This is a genomic window from Robertmurraya kyonggiensis (assembly GCF_005116465.1).
Lineage (GTDB): Bacteria > Bacillota > Bacilli > Bacillales > Cytobacillaceae > Robertmurraya > Robertmurraya kyonggiensis.
The window spans coordinates 26,589-40,643 of sequence record NZ_SWBM01000007.1; the positions used below are offsets into that span (position 1 = coordinate 26,589).

Below are 14,055 nucleotides of genomic sequence, written 5' to 3' on the forward strand. Positions count from 1 at the left end.
AAATAAAGTTAGACAGAAAATCTCATTTGTACTGGAGGAAACATCGACAACGATGGAAAATATAAATAACTTCTTAAACAAGAATGGCTTAAAAAGATTTATAATTTTCGCAATTATCATGATTGCATTATTTGCTGTAAGAAGCATGCTAAATGTAATCCTGTTAACATTTATTTTTTCATTTCTGATGGACCGGCTTGTAGAACTGGTCACAAAAAAAACGAACATCAATCGAAAATTTACGGTTCTGTTTTCATACTTAACCATCATTGGGTTATTAACCTACGGGCTTGTAAAGTACCTCCCAGTCATAACAATTGAAATTACGCAATTATTTAAGCAGCTCCAGGCTTTCTATCTTCAGCCTCGGGATAATGTTCTATTTAATTACATTGTAGAGATCATTGAAAAGAACGGCATTAATAACTATCTTGAACAAGGTGTGAATTTCATCCTGAAATCCTTTACGGATATAAGCGCAATTGGTGTTCAAGTGTTTATTTCGCTTATTTTGAGTTTATTCTTCTTGTTAGAAAAACAAAAACTCATTGAATTTACTACTAAATTTAAATATAGCAAGGTTGCTCCATTTTATAAGGAGATTGAATTTTTCGCTAGAAAATTTGTCCTCACATTCGGAAAAGTAATCGAAGCACAATTTGTGATTGCCATCGTGAACTGCGCGATTACGACGATCGCCTTATGGATCATGGACTTCCCGCAAATCTTAGGGTTATCGATCATGGTATTCGCACTTGGACTCATCCCTGTTGCTGGTGTCATGATTTCTCTAGTTCCATTATGTACAATTGCTTATACAATCGGCGGATACATGTATGTGGTCTACATCTTAATCGTAATCATGATTATCCATGCGATTGAGGCTTACATTTTGAATCCAAAATTGATGTCTTCTAAAACTCACTTACCTGTATTCTATACATTTATCGTCCTTATTTTCGGCGAGCACTACTTTGGTGTATGGGGACTTATTGTGGGGATTCCAGTATTTGTTTTCATCCTTGATATTTTAGGCGTAAAAAGCGTTGGTCAAGAGAATAAAGACGAACTAATCGACACAGCAACTACGGATAAACCAATAGACTAATGCCTCAGGACTAATTGTGAGATATTCTCGGAAGATTTTGTTAATATAATTGTGTATCTCACAAAAAAGGAGGCCGTTACATATGTATGATGTAGTTATTATTGGAGCTGGTCCAGCTGGAGCAAGTGCAGGTATTTTTACATCCAAGGCTGGGAAGAAAACGTTAATTTTAGATAACGACAAAAGCGTGACAAAGCGTGCATGGTTAGATAACCATTACGGCGCACCTGCTATTTCTGGTCCTGATCTAGTTGAGACAGGTAAAAATCAAGCGAAAAAGTTTGGTGCTGAAATCGTTCAAGCAGACGCAACTGCGATTATCAAAACTGAAGATCACTTAGTGGTTGTGACTGAAAGTGGCGAATACGAAGCAAAGCATGTCATCCTTGCGACAGGAATGGGTGTTGACCTTGGAGAAAAATCCGGAGTGAACACAAAGCCTGGTACGGAACCTCGTATTAAAACAATCTTTGACGTTGACCAAGCTGGAAAAACAAATGTAGAAGGCATTTGGGCTGCAGGTACTTGCGCAGGCGTGAGCATGCATACCATTATCACTGCTGGAGATGGCGCTAAGGTTGCGATTAACATCGTGAGTGAATTAAACGGCGAGCGTTATGTTGACCACGATATAATAAAATAATTCAATTCAAAAAGGAGAGGCTCAAGGCAACCTCTCCTTTTGTTATTTAAAGTTTACTAGATTGATTATTTCACGGCTGTTTTTACTGTCTTCACTTCATATTTGCTTCCTTCTACATTGACAATGTAATCAGGCTTTGGTTGCCCAAGTTTAGCTTTATGGCCTGCAATATGCTCCGGACTCTTCTCCCAATTTTTCCAATCCTCTTCCGATTCCCAGCGAATAAGTACAACCACTTCTTCATCGCCTTTACGCACTTGCTTAACCATCACTGTTAAATCAACAAATCCAGGCTGCTTCTCAATAATCCCTTCACCACTAAACCGCGCCACTACCTTCTCAGAACTTCCCTCTGTAACAACCGTCTTTCTCATTTGAACGAACATATTTCCACTCCTATCCCGTATAAGAAGTTTTCTTCAGCTAAACTCATTATAAATGATAATCATTTTCAATTACAAATTTTAATCTCGTATTCCTCTGATCTAGTCGCTGAATTTAGGTCCGATAATCTATCTCACAAAAATAATCCAAAAATATAACTTTCAGGTTGAGAGTGCCAGCCCTTACGTGACGTGGCATTTTTGAACAATCGTTTGATTGGGAGATACTCTTTTGCTTTTTTAAAATAACAAGGTTTCCACAACACAGACTAAATTGTGATCACAGCTTCTGATTAACAAATTCGGAACCCCCACTAATCTTGTCTCCCCCATTTACGAGGAAAACTCGTGTTTGAACCTATTTCCCTATGTAAAACGACCTAAAGTCTATTTTGCAAAAACAACTCGAAAAATTAACTTTGGACTTGAACACACCAGCCCATATGCGGCGTGGCATTTTTGATCAATCGTTTGATTGACAGGTTTCTTTTTACTTTCTTACGATAATGTGATGTCTGTAATGATATTTCCCATTCAAATCAGGCATTTTTCCTATCTCACAAAAACAACTCTAAAAATTAACTTTCGACTTGAACTCACCAGCCCATATACGGCGTGGCGTTTTTGATCAATCGTTTGATTGACAGGTCCATTTTTGCTTTTTCACGATAAGGAGACAGCAAAAATCGCTATTTTTGCTCAATTTTACGCCTGTTCCTATCTCACAAAAACAACTTAATAAATTAACTTTCAACTCGTACGCACGAGCTCATATGCGGCGTGGTGTTTTTGATCAATCGTTTGATTGACAGATCCCTTTTTGCTTTCTCACGATACTATGAGGGTTGAAACAATCTTTTCGACCTAGTCCTTATCTCACAAAAATAATCCAAAAAATTAACTTTCAACTTGAACTCACCAGCCTATATATGACGTGGCGTTTTTGATCAATCGTTTGATTGAGGGTAAGATTTTTGCTTTCCTAAAATAAAGTGGTTCCGAATAAGGATTCTGAATGCGTTCCGAACGAAAAAGAGTGCCCCTAAGGACACCCTCTCCAAAATCTTATTCTCCTTTTTCCGAAAATCGCTTAATTCGCTCACCAATTTCATCTCTTACTCGGGTAAAGAACGCCCATTTCTCTTCATCCGTTCCTTCTGCCTTTGCTGGATCGTCAAATCCCCAATGCACGCGTTTTATATGTGGTGGAGTTACAGGACAATGATCAGCTGCATGTCCACATAATGTAACAACCAAGTCAGCGTTGTTTAAAATCTCCGGATCAATCACATCAGAAGTTTGGTTAGATATATCTATTCCAGCTTCCTTCATCGCTTTTACAGCATTGGGATTTAATCCATGAGCCTCTAGACCCGCACTTTTCACGTCCCATTCTTCACTTAAATATTCTTTCCCCCACCCTTCAGCCATTTGGCTGCGGCAAGAATTCCCTGTGCATAAGAAATAGATTGTTTTTTTATCCATGATGTAAACTCGCTCCTTTTAAATAATGACTAACCATAAATATAAGCCTAAAAGTGTAATAAATAGCGTTGGGATTGTTAAGATAATACCTGTCTTAAAATAGGTACCCCATGATATCTTTACCCCCTTTAGGGATAATACATGCAACCATAGCAACGTCGCTAGTGAACCAATCGGTGTAATTTTTGGCCCTAAATCAGAACCAATTACATTGGCATAAATAAGTGCTTCACGAATAGCACCTGACGTATTGGTCTCTGCGATTGCCAACGCATCCACCATTACCGTTGGCATATTGTTCATGACGGATGAAAGAATCGCTGCAATAAAGCCCATTGCCATTGTAGCTACAAAAAGTCCCTGATCAGCTGCCTGTTGAATCAAATCAGCCAGAAGGCTCGTTAATCCCACATTTCGTAGACCGTACACAACCACATACATCCCTATCGAAAAGAAAACAATACTCCAAGGGGCACCTTTTATCACCATTTTCGTGTGAACTGCAGGACTACTCTTCGCCATCATTAAAAAGAAAATGGCAATGATACCAGCAATAAATGAAACTGGAATCCCTACGAATTCACTAATGAAATAGCCAATCAATAAGATCGCCAAGACGAACCAAGATAAACGGAACATTCTTAAATCCTTAATCGCTTCTTCAGGTTTTTTCAAATTGTCGAGATCATACTTTTTGGGAATGCTTTTTCGAAAATATAAAAATAAGACAAGTATACTTGCTCCTAAGGAGAAAAAGTTTGGAATAACCATGCGTGATGCATATTCAGCAAACCCCACTCCAAAAAAGTCAGCCGATACAATATTAACAAGATTACTTACGACAAGAGGCAAGGACGTTGTATCGGCAATAAAACCACTCGCCATGATGAATGGAAAGACCATTTTTTCGTTGAACTGTAAATTACGTACCATCGCTAATACAATCGGTGTTAAAATAAGCGCCGCTCCATCATTGGCAAAGAGCGCAGCCACTCCAGCACCAAGCAAGGTAACGAAAATAAACATTTTCACCCCGTTGCCACCTGCCGCACGAGCCATATGTAACGCGGACCATTCAAAAAATCCGATTTCATCTAAGATAAGAGAAATAATAATAATGGCAATAAACGCTAACGTTGCATTCCATACGATACCTGTTACATCAATAACATCTTCAAAGGAAACAACTGAAAATAATAATGCTAAAATAGCTCCCCCACATGCCGTCCAGCCAATTCCTAAGCCTTTCGGCTGCCAAATAACAAGGGTCAGTGTTACAAGAAAAATGATAATAGCCATCACGATTGCTAAAGACAAAACATATACCTCCATACATTGTTAATCACAAGAAATTCTTTTTCCTAGTTTCTCTGCCTGACTTGGCAGTTCTTTCAAAAGAAGGTGAACATAATCTGCGTACTCGTACTGTTGATTAAATGAATAGAACATCCATTGCCCTCTACGATTTTCTTTCACAAGGCCAGCATCTCTTAATTTACGTAAATGCTGACTGATGGCCGGTTGGCTTGCCTCAAACATTTCAACAAATTCGCATACACAACAGCAATCCTGCTCAATTAATATCCGTAGCATGGTTAATCGCGTCTTATCACCTAACAACTTCAATAAGCCCGCTGCCTGTTCTATCTCTATACTTTGACCCATCCGAATCACCTCCATGTATCAATATATAACAATATGCTTATATACGCAATCCTTTACTTTTTTCCATGGAGATTCTATAATAATCATGAAATTTAAAGGAGGAATATTAAAAAATGACACATTACATGAGACTTCGATTCCCAGCTTTGAACCAGTAATTTCATACGTTCAAAGGCTCTGTTTGTGAAGACAGAGTAAATGGGATCAGTCTGTCCTTTTTTAATAGTCAATTGCTCATATGACATTTGTGGAAAGGCGGCTCGATCTGCCTTTCTTTATTTATGCATTCTTTTACCTTCTACAAAAACGAAGGTTTATTTGGCGTAGTGTCTTTCCTAAATAAAGTAGGGCTCCTTCCCTTTACTCTGAAATCACAGGCAGATCCCTGTGATTTTTTTATTGCGAAAGGAAGAGACCTCATGAACAAAAAGGAACAAAGAGTAAATCAATTTCAAAAGTACGTGGAGGCTTTCAGATGCCCCTTATGTAAAAATACAATGGCGATCGTAGGTCAACAAAGTCTTGTCTGTTCAAAAAATCATACCTTCGATTTTTCAAAAAATGGCTATGTGAACTTATTAAGCAATGGCTCTAACAGTCACTATAATAAAACATTATTTGAATCAAGGCATCAGATTATTTCTGATAGTCAGTTATATCAACCCTTGCATGATATCCTTGCGAAGATCATCAGGGAGAATATGAACAGCTCTATCCATCAGTATTTGGTTTTAGATGCAGGCTGCGGGGAAGGCTCGCACTTACTGAAAATAATGGAGAAACAAGTATTTATCGGTGTCGGTCTTGATATTTCAAAGGAAGGCATTCAAATGGCAGCAAAACGATATAGGCACCCCCTGTGGATTGTTGGCGACTTAGCAAATCTACCCATTGAGGATAGCAAGTTTCATACCATTCTCAACGTCTTATCACCATCCAATTACAAGGAGTTCAAGCGAATTTTGTTCCCAGGTGGCCTCCTTATTAAAGTGGTACCTCGTTCAAATTATTTACGTGAGCTACGAGAGTTACTTTTTGAACGTACAGAAAAAGAAAGATATAAAAATGATGCAACGGTGACATTGTTTGCAAAGCATTTTCAACTCCTAGATATTCAGCGTTTGAGCTATACAACAAAGCTGACAGCTTATGAAATGAGAAATTTGATTCAAATGACTCCACTTGCTTGGTCAGCTAAGGAATCTAGAATAAATACATTTCTAAACCAGGAGTCTACCGAAATTACCATAGATTTTGATATTTTAATCGGAAAAAATTGATCAGTTAAGAGCAGAGAATAATGTCTCTGCTCTTTTTGATTGTCTAGCATATTTCACACGGACGAGCATATGCATTTTCTTAGGACTAGCAATGATAAAGAATAGCGAGGTAAACCAACATGACTGGATTAATCTTTATTTTACTCTTAGTTTTATTTCTACCTTTTTCCGTAAAAATCGTCGAACGACATCTTGAAGTATTTCTTTTTATCATGGGGATTTGCGCTGCCTATGTAGGAGGGATGCTGGATTACAACTTAATCATGAAGGCTCTCAAGGATCCGATCAAAATCACGTTGGCTGTCTTAGTTGCAGGTGTTCTCTTTAAATGGTTAAAGGTTCCACTGGAAAAATTGATCCGACGGATAAGTGAAGCTGTGCCTTATCCAGTATTTTTCGCACTCGTAGTCATCATCCTTGGTCTACTCTCAAGCATCATCACAGCCATTATCGCTGCACTCGTTCTCGTCATTATTGTTTCCGTTCTGCGACTAGAAAGGGCCTCAGAAGTCAAGCTCGTCATTCTTGCTTGTTTTTCAATCGGCTTAGGGGCAGCTTTGACTCCCATCGGTGAGCCACTGTCGACCATTATCACAAGCAAACTAAACGAGGATACCTTTTTTCTTTTTAATCTAATCGGGCGTGAAGTCACTCTTGGCATTTTAATGATGGGAATTGTCGCAGCGCTATTTGTCCAACCTCGCTTTAAAAGAACAAAATTATCATTGGTAAACGAAAGAGAGCCTTATTCAGAAATCATCCTTCGCACTGGAAAAATCTATTTATTTGTCATGGGACTTACACTATTAGGCGCAGGATTTGAACCGCTTATCAATGCTTATATTCTTGGATTAGACGCAAATCTTCTCTATTGGATCAATATGATTTCTGCTGTATTAGATAACGCGACATTAGCCGCTGCAGAAATCAGCCCATCCATGACGAACGAAACAATTAAAGCCATTTTACTGGGGCTCATCATTAGTGGTGGTATGCTTGTTCCAGGGAACATCCCAAATATTATTTCTTCTGGGAAGCTGAACATCACAAGCTCTGAATGGGCAAAGTTCGGTGTACCTTTCGGACTGATTACCATGATCATTTATTTTTTTGCCATGTACGGAGACAAGTTCTTTTAAGTCAAGTGCCAGGTATCTTTCCTGAGATAGACTTGTTCTCCATTCGGATCACCCATTTAAAATATCCAAGTAGGCTTAAAAATAAAAACGGGTCGATCATAGCCGAATGATACAGCTTCCACCAGCCGGTATGAAAATATCCCCATGGTGCTGGTAGAAGTGAGATGGCTTCATAGATCAAAATAGCGATTGTCCAAACGAGAATATAGAAAATTTGCTTTACTTTCTCTTTCTGAAAAGGGAAAAAGCTTAGAAACAAGATGTTTACTGGTGGTAGCAAAAAAATATGCGCCACCATTCCCTTCCAATCAATATCCTTTGAGAAGTACCAATAACCATGAAACTTAAATTCAATGACGATATCAAAAAGAGCTTGAAAGGCGATTGTAAACATCCAAATATGTAGCGTTTGATTCGGTGTTAATTGATTTTTCCGTAAAGCAACTACATTAAAGATGATTAATGCAAAGAGTAGTCCGATCAAGATATACAACCTCGACTTTTTTGTTTTTAGATTACCCTTACGTCAACAAAATATTAGTTAGAACGAAAAAGCGGAAGTGTACAGCAACGAAAGGATCCGCCAAATTTCAAAATCTCGGTCAAATCGACTTCAATGACCTCATAACCACGGCTACCCAACTCAAGATTCAGCGATTTGTTGTTCGGAATACTAATCACTCTTTTATCACCAATGGATAATACATTCGTTGCCAAACAAGCTTGCTCTTCCTTCGTGACTTCAATAAAATCGTATCTTTTTTTCAAGGCTTGAACCCTTTCACCGTGAATTTCCTCTGAATAAATGATCGCTTCTGTCGGAGAAAGAATATTAAATACACAGTCGAGATGAAGAAAGTGATCGGTAAAGGGAACCTCCATAACGTCCATGTGAGGAAGCAATTTTTGAATGGCTTGTGCTGCCTCTCGATTCGTACGATTACTTAACCCTACATAGACCGTGTCTCCATCAATTAGGACATCCCCGCCTTCCACAGTTCCTTCCATAACTGGAAAAAACGGAATCCCTTCTTTTTGAAGCCAAGATTTAAATTCGTCCTCTTCTCCTTGTCTTCGGTAATTCGACACTTTCGATACAAGTACTTCCCTTCCAAGTACAAAACCAATATCACGCGTAAACACTTGCTCCGGAAATTGAGGAACAGCAGAAATCTCAAGAACCTCTACTCCATAATCTTTTAGAGTCGATACCAAATGGTGATGCTGTTTGATCGCTGTATCAATACTTACTTGAAGGGATTCCTCCTTCATCAAATGACAAGGCTCACAAACAAGGACTGTTTTTAACGGATCATATTCATTAAAGCATTGGACTGATCGCAAAAGAAAAACTCCTTTTTCTGTTAGTGATACTAATTTAACCTAACAAAAAAGGAGTTATGAGTTTAGCTTAAACCTTCGTGTGAAACTTCGCTAAAATTTTTATCGAAATAAAGAACTCTACTTGGAATCGCCATTTTCACATTTTCTTGTTCAAGAATATCGAGAATTGCAAAATTGATTTCTTCTTTTACTTTTAGAAATTCAGCCCATACTGTTGTTTTCGTGAAAAAGTAGAGGAAAACGCCGAATCCATTATCGGTGAACTGATCGAAGCGAACATGAATCGTTTCCTGATGAATCTCTGGGTGATTCCGCAAGACCTCCTCAATTTTCTGGACCACATTTTTCAATTGCCCCTTAGGCGTATCATGCGCCACTCGTAGTTGAAAAGTGATTTGCCTTTTTCCCATCCAGCTCCAATTGGTAATCGATTCATTTGCCAGCGTCGCATTTGGAACCGTAACGACCGCTTGGGCGAATGTGCGAATTCTTGTGCTACGAAATGTAATATCCTCAACTGTTCCTTCTACACTCGGCGTCAAAATCCAGTCCCCAATCGAAAAAGGTTTCTCCGTAATAATAACTATGCCACCAAATAGATTAGCAATGGCATCTTTGGCTGCAAGAGAGATAGCTAATCCTCCTATCCCTAATCCAGCAACTAATCCACTTATTTCATAGCCAAATACCTGAGCAATAACACTTACACTAATAACTACAACTAATACCCGTAACGCTTTGGATAGGAACGGGATAAGAATCTCATCAATCTCAAAATTAAATTTATGATTTAATTTTGTCAGCAGTAAAGATGAAGTCGATGATAGATTATATAATCCCCAGCTGATTACAAAAACAATGGATGCTCGTATAAGGTTTTGAAAGAGCTTCCCCTGTTCATTAAAATAAGGAAAATAATCAGCCGCAATATAGATTCCAATGATGAAAAAAAGCAATTGGATCGGTTTTTCATAAGAAAGAAACACATTCGATAAAAATGAAGTCGGTGCTTTTTTGCTCATCTTCAGCAATAGGGCAAACACATACTTCGAGAAAATTTTTCTAAATATAAGGAAAATCAGAATGATCCCCAGTGATATCCCAAGATTTTTGAGAAACTCAAGTTGTAAAAACACTTCCCAATTCATAAACAGACCAACTTTCCTAGCCAACTTATACATTTATTAGCTTATCCTAAAAAGGATATGCTTAAAGAATTGGGATGTTTTCATTCGAACTTCATTATTTCCCTACTTCTTGCAATGAAAGTTCTGAACCTGCCTTTACTTCTAAACTTTGTGGGATTCGAAGATACACGATGGGCCCATCAATCGTGACCCCATTAACCATTTTATCCCCGGTAATTTGATTAACGGCAAAGACATTTTTCATGAGAGCTAACTTGATTACCTGACTTCCAGGATAGATGATCGACATGTATTGTTCACTAATTTTCACTCTCGGCGGGACAATTTTCTCAGAAAAGTCCATCCCGTTCATATGCGAGAAACTCCCATAGATATGTGCTTCAATCATATTGTCATCTACGGATTTTCTTTCAATAAAAATAGTAGTACCCACTTCTGCATTGGCGGAAGTAATGGACAAGCTCTCTCCCGAGTAGTCAAAACTATTTTTATCTAACAAGTAAGGCGTGTCGATTTTACTAATCTCGCCACTATAAATTGCCTCATATAAATCCGTTTTCTGCTTTTCCTCGACCATCTCTGCCGGTTCTTCACTCTTCATAAAAAAGCTAATACATAAAGAGAGGAGGAGTACACCTACATAGACAATAAGTAACCAGTGCGTTATTTTTACATTCATTTTCAACCTGAATTTTAGAGATAAAATAAGGACTGCAATCATGATGACTATTGGAATAACGGAAACAAGCAATGTTGTCATCGCCTTACCTCCATTCGATTTAGAATACTGATGGAAGCAAGAAAAAACAGGGCTGTCGTGATGAGTATTTTTATCAAAAAGAATACGAAATTCGGCTCCATCACATAAAACTGAAACAATTGCACGAGGATGGATTCACCCAAAAATATTGAACCAATAATCAAAACAGGAACAAGCAGGACAAAGGATTTATTCACTTGCACAAGAGCTCCTATTAAGTATCCAATAGAGCAAACACAGAAAATGTAGAGTGCGCTCATAACAATCCCAAGAATAAACACTGGAAAATCAAATGGACCTGAATACACTTGTTGGTCACGAAATAAAAAAGCAATTAACTGTAACAAGTATCTTGAAAGATTTGCTGTAACCGCCCCAAGCAAGCTTCCAGTCAGTAAAAAGAGTATGTTTGATAGACTGCTACTAAGTCGATTCGTAACAAAAGTGAAATCATGATTCCGATACGGCTTTGTCGTAATCGTGATGGCCGTTACGAGCGCCCAAAACATTGTAAAGACAAGAACCACATCTGCCGAGTAATAATTGAAGTTAATTTGAAGACCTTCCGATGATGACAAAGATCCGCCAATTCCACCTAAAGAAAAAAGGATGGCGACAAGTTGTATTCCCACAAGTGAACTAATAGCATCAATATTTGCTTTTAGCTTAAATGAATATTGCTTCTTTACCGTTTCCATTAAGTTAGCGGTTGATAAAGACATCATCAATGCCTCCTTTCGTGTCACTCGTTAAGTAGATACATAGATCGCTGGCATGAACAGGGGTGATTTTCACACCATTTAGTCTAGCCTGTGCTAGCTCGGCTTCGGACAAATCATTTTTAATCACCACATATGTTGCGTTTAGTCCAATCTGATTCTGGTAAAGGACTTCTTTTCCTTCCGTCCATGGCAAAACAGACGATGCCTGGCCTTGTAATCCGATCGCCCATTCCTTAAGGTCTGAAATTGGGATATGAAGATGTACTTTTCCGTTTTTTAAAAGAAGTACGTCTTCAAGTAAATCCTCCATTTCCTCTAGGTGATGACTAGAAATCAAAATTGTTCTTGGGTGGTCTATATAATCTTTCAAAAGCGCACGGTAAAAGTCTTTTCTGACTGCTTCATCCATCCCCGTGGTCGGTTCATCAAAAATGGTAATCGGACATCTAGCTGCTATTCCCACAATCGCATTAAATGTACTCGTTCTTCCTTTCGAAAGAGTGTTATGGTAGTGTTTCGGATCAAAGTTGAAGTACTTAAACAAGCGCTGAGCAAAATCCATATCCCAATTTGGATAAAAGGTTTGTGCTGCTTCTAAGAGCTCTTGTAATTGAAGGGCTGGTGGAAAACTCATTTGGTCATCCACAAAAATAGAGTTTACAGAGGTGTATAGATTATTAAATGGTCGCTGTTCGAGTACTCTGATCTCTCCAGACGTTTCTTTAGTAAATCCAGCCATTATTTTAAGAAGCGTTGTTTTTCCAACACCGTTTCGACCGATGACTCCCGTAATTTTGTTCTCTTCTATCGTAAAAGAAATTTGATTTAACACCTTTTTCCGCAAATAAGCTTTAGATAATTCCCTACATTCGATCACACTCATTTTCTCCCCTCCTTATAAAGTGCGGCTTTAATCATGTCCATTAACTCTTGTTCCGTTATTTGCAATCGCTCGGACTCTAAAACAAGCTCTTGCACGAGTTGCTTTAAAGTACCGCTCTTTCGTTTGTTCGCAATATTTTCCTTGGCATCTTCCGCTACGAACATTCCTAATCCTCGCTTTTTATAAAGAATGCCTTCATCCGCTAATATATTGAGTCCTTTTGCTGCTGTCGCTGGATTGATCGTGAACATTTCTGCCAACTGATATTGAGAATAAACTTTTTGGTTGCTTTCAAAATTCCCATTCAATATTTCTGTTTCAATCCATTCGGCAATCTGTACATATATCGGCTTCGTACCATCTTGATTTAATATTTTCGCCGCCTCCTTTCTTTGTTAGTTAGTGCATTACTGATGTAATGTACTATATAACATATTGGAAACTTTTTCAAGTGGTGTTTTGTAAATTTTCTCCTTTTCTATTTTAGTAACAAATAGAACTTCCCATTTCTTTACCGCCTTTGATGTATTATTCTAGATTTATATATTTTCAACTTGTGAGGTAAAAACATGAACTCAGGTAATTTAGCAGTCTCATATTCAAGAACAAAGGGCTTTATTTTTGTTATACTAGCTGCACTATTATGGGGTGTTTCCGGTACGGTAGCCCAATATTTATTCCACCAGCAAGGTTTTAGTCCTGAATGGTTAGTCGTTGTACGATTACTCGTTTCTGGGTTGCTCTTATTAGGGATCGCTTATCGAAAAGAAAAACAAAAGGTATGGGCCGTTTGGAAAAATAAAAAGGATTCTTTGAGTCTTATCCTTTTTGGCATTTTTGGAATGCTGGCTGTTCAGTATACTTATTTTGCTGCCATTTCTTATGGGAACGCGGCAACAGCAACGGTCTTGCAATACATAGCCCCCATTCTGGTCACTTGCTTTTTAGCATTTCGAGCAAAGAGACTGCCAACGATGAAGGAGTTTGCGGCAGTTATTTTAGCCGTGTTAGGAACATTTTTTCTTGTGACGAAAGGGAATGTTAGCAGTCTCTCGATTTCGGGCTGGGCTCTTTTTTGGGGACTAAGCTCTGCTTTTGCACTTGCCTTTTATACGCTACAGCCAGGAAAACTCCTAGCTAGCTGGGGCTCATTGATTGTTGTTGGGTGGGGCATGTTCATTGGTGGCATTGGCTTCACTTTCGTTCATCCACCGTGGAGATTTGAAGGAGACTGGTCTCTTTATGCCTATCTGGCGCTTATTTTTGTCATTATTCTTGGCACAATCGTTCCGTTTTATCTTTATTTAGAAAGTTTAAAATATATTGGCGCATCCGAAACAAGTCTACTTGCCTGCGTCGAACCGCTGGCTGCTGTTATTTGCTCCGTACTTTGGCTTGGTGTCACGTTTGGATTGACCGAATGGCTTGGGACCCTTTGTATTTTAAGCACGGTGGCCATTTTATCTGTGTTAAAGAAGAGTTGACATCTGCGCGT

General features: G+C 38.5%; 17 protein-coding genes. 6 read left to right on the forward strand and 11 right to left on the reverse strand.

The window, feature by feature from the left end:
* The first annotated feature begins 52 nt into the window (after positions 1–52).
* Positions 53–1,108, forward strand: a complete 1,056-nt coding sequence (locus tag FA727_RS20345; protein WP_136833333.1) for an AI-2E family transporter — start codon at positions 53–55, stop codon at positions 1,106–1,108.
* An 82-nt stretch (positions 1,109–1,190) separates the two neighbouring features.
* Entirely contained in the window at positions 1,191–1,751 is a 561-nt protein-coding gene (locus FA727_RS20350) for an FAD-dependent oxidoreductase (RefSeq protein WP_136833334.1), read from the forward strand.
* 65 nt (positions 1,752–1,816) lie between these two features.
* On the opposite strand, the gene FA727_RS20355 is transcribed toward FA727_RS20350, so the two are convergent.
* The 4 genes from FA727_RS20355 to FA727_RS20370 all read right to left on the reverse strand — a co-directional run bounded on the left by FA727_RS20355 (position 1,817) and on the right by FA727_RS20370 (position 5,284).
* Positions 1,817–2,137, reverse strand: a complete 321-nt coding sequence (locus tag FA727_RS20355; RefSeq protein ID WP_136833335.1) for an antibiotic biosynthesis monooxygenase — start codon at positions 2,135–2,137, stop codon at positions 1,817–1,819.
* A gap of 1,062 nt (positions 2,138–3,199) precedes the next feature.
* A complete protein-coding gene (gene arsC / locus FA727_RS20360; RefSeq protein WP_136833336.1) occupies positions 3,200–3,619 on the reverse strand; it encodes an arsenate reductase (thioredoxin) in 420 nt (139 codons plus the stop codon).
* Between the two features lie 18 nt (positions 3,620–3,637).
* Positions 3,638–4,918, reverse strand: a complete 1,281-nt coding sequence (locus FA727_RS20365) for an arsenic transporter (protein WP_281280934.1) — start codon at positions 4,916–4,918, stop codon at positions 3,638–3,640.
* Between the two features lie 39 nt (positions 4,919–4,957).
* Positions 4,958–5,284, reverse strand: coding sequence for an ArsR/SmtB family transcription factor (locus tag FA727_RS20370; protein WP_246041980.1), 327 nt, complete (start codon positions 5,282–5,284; stop codon positions 4,958–4,960).
* A gap of 113 nt (positions 5,285–5,397) precedes the next feature.
* On the opposite strand from FA727_RS20370, the gene FA727_RS25130 reads away from it, so the two are divergent.
* The 3 genes from FA727_RS25130 (at position 5,398) to FA727_RS20385 (ending at position 7,703) form a co-directional block, all read left to right on the forward strand.
* Positions 5,398–5,442 carry an erythromycin resistance leader peptide gene (locus FA727_RS25130; RefSeq protein WP_136833436.1) on the forward strand — a complete coding sequence of 15 codons (45 nt, stop codon included), beginning with the start codon at positions 5,398–5,400 and terminating at the stop codon, positions 5,440–5,442.
* Between the two features lie 261 nt (positions 5,443–5,703).
* The gene (locus FA727_RS20380; protein ID WP_136833339.1) at positions 5,704–6,564 is read left to right on the forward strand and encodes a putative RNA methyltransferase; all 861 of its coding nucleotides are present in this window, start codon (positions 5,704–5,706) and stop codon (positions 6,562–6,564) included.
* Between the two features lie 119 nt (positions 6,565–6,683).
* Positions 6,684–7,703 (forward strand): DUF1646 family protein, encoded by a 1,020-nt coding sequence (locus tag FA727_RS20385; protein ID WP_136833340.1) that lies wholly within the window; start codon positions 6,684–6,686, stop codon positions 7,701–7,703.
* A 1-nt stretch (position 7,704) separates the two neighbouring features.
* Here the strand turns inward: FA727_RS20385 and FA727_RS20390 are convergent, their stop codons facing one another.
* The 7 genes from FA727_RS20390 to FA727_RS20420 form a co-directional block, all read right to left on the reverse strand.
* Positions 7,705–8,187 (reverse strand): hypothetical protein, encoded by a 483-nt coding sequence (locus FA727_RS20390; RefSeq protein WP_136833341.1) that lies wholly within the window; start codon positions 8,185–8,187, stop codon positions 7,705–7,707.
* Positions 8,188–8,240: 53 nt separating this feature from the next.
* Positions 8,241–9,047 carry a dimethylarginine dimethylaminohydrolase family protein gene (locus tag FA727_RS20395; protein WP_306461679.1) on the reverse strand — a complete coding sequence of 269 codons (807 nt, stop codon included), beginning with the start codon at positions 9,045–9,047 and terminating at the stop codon, positions 8,241–8,243.
* A gap of 62 nt (positions 9,048–9,109) precedes the next feature.
* Complete coding sequence (locus FA727_RS20400; protein ID WP_438646639.1) at positions 9,110–10,069, reverse strand: mechanosensitive ion channel family protein; 960 nt, start codon at positions 10,067–10,069, stop codon at positions 9,110–9,112.
* A 220-nt stretch (positions 10,070–10,289) separates the two neighbouring features.
* Positions 10,290–10,955, reverse strand: coding sequence for a hypothetical protein (locus tag FA727_RS20405; RefSeq protein WP_136833343.1), 666 nt, complete (start codon positions 10,953–10,955; stop codon positions 10,290–10,292).
* Positions 10,952–11,677, reverse strand: coding sequence for a hypothetical protein (locus tag FA727_RS20410; protein ID WP_136833344.1), 726 nt, complete (start codon positions 11,675–11,677; stop codon positions 10,952–10,954). The genes FA727_RS20405 and FA727_RS20410 overlap by 4 nt, the downstream gene beginning before the upstream one ends.
* Complete coding sequence (locus FA727_RS20415) at positions 11,658–12,560, reverse strand: ATP-binding cassette domain-containing protein (RefSeq protein ID WP_136833345.1); 903 nt, start codon at positions 12,558–12,560, stop codon at positions 11,658–11,660. Before FA727_RS20415 ends, FA727_RS20410 begins: the two co-directional genes overlap by 20 nt.
* Positions 12,557–12,934, reverse strand: a complete 378-nt coding sequence (locus tag FA727_RS20420; protein ID WP_136833346.1) for a GntR family transcriptional regulator — start codon at positions 12,932–12,934, stop codon at positions 12,557–12,559. Before FA727_RS20420 ends, FA727_RS20415 begins: the two co-directional genes overlap by 4 nt.
* A gap of 195 nt (positions 12,935–13,129) precedes the next feature.
* Between FA727_RS20420 and FA727_RS20425 the strand changes: the two genes are divergently transcribed.
* Positions 13,130–14,044, forward strand: a complete 915-nt coding sequence (locus FA727_RS20425) for a DMT family transporter (RefSeq protein ID WP_136833347.1) — start codon at positions 13,130–13,132, stop codon at positions 14,042–14,044.
* The last annotated feature ends 11 nt before the right edge of the window (positions 14,045–14,055 follow it).

Excerpts from the sequence above, each read along its gene's own strand:
- FA727_RS20345 (WP_136833333.1), top strand. The coding sequence starts at position 53 with ATGGAAAATATAAATAACTTCTTAAACAAGAATGGCTTAAAAAGATTT.
- FA727_RS20350 (WP_136833334.1), top strand. The coding sequence starts at position 1,191 with ATGTATGATGTAGTTATTATTGGAGCTGGTCCAGCTGGAGCAAGTGCA.
- FA727_RS20355 (WP_136833335.1), bottom strand. The coding sequence starts at position 2,137 with ATGTTCGTTCAAATGAGAAAGACGGTTGTTACAGAGGGAAGTTCTGAG.
- arsC (WP_136833336.1), bottom strand. The coding sequence starts at position 3,619 with ATGGATAAAAAAACAATCTATTTCTTATGCACAGGGAATTCTTGCCGC.
- FA727_RS20365 (WP_281280934.1), bottom strand. The coding sequence starts at position 4,918 with ATGGCTATTATCATTTTTCTTGTAACACTGACCCTTGTTATTTGGCAG.
- FA727_RS20370 (WP_246041980.1), bottom strand. The coding sequence starts at position 5,284 with ATGGGTCAAAGTATAGAGATAGAACAGGCAGCGGGCTTATTGAAGTTG.
- FA727_RS20380 (WP_136833339.1), top strand. The coding sequence starts at position 5,704 with ATGAACAAAAAGGAACAAAGAGTAAATCAATTTCAAAAGTACGTGGAG.
- FA727_RS20385 (WP_136833340.1), top strand. The coding sequence starts at position 6,684 with ATGACTGGATTAATCTTTATTTTACTCTTAGTTTTATTTCTACCTTTT.
- FA727_RS20400 (WP_438646639.1), bottom strand. The coding sequence starts at position 10,069 with ATGAGCAAAAAAGCACCGACTTCATTTTTATCGAATGTGTTTCTTTCT.
- FA727_RS20405 (WP_136833343.1), bottom strand. The coding sequence starts at position 10,955 with ATGACAACATTGCTTGTTTCCGTTATTCCAATAGTCATCATGATTGCA.
- FA727_RS20410 (WP_136833344.1), bottom strand. The coding sequence starts at position 11,677 with ATGTCTTTATCAACCGCTAACTTAATGGAAACGGTAAAGAAGCAATAT.
- FA727_RS20415 (WP_136833345.1), bottom strand. The coding sequence starts at position 12,560 with ATGAGTGTGATCGAATGTAGGGAATTATCTAAAGCTTATTTGCGGAAA.
- FA727_RS20425 (WP_136833347.1), top strand. The coding sequence starts at position 13,130 with ATGAACTCAGGTAATTTAGCAGTCTCATATTCAAGAACAAAGGGCTTT.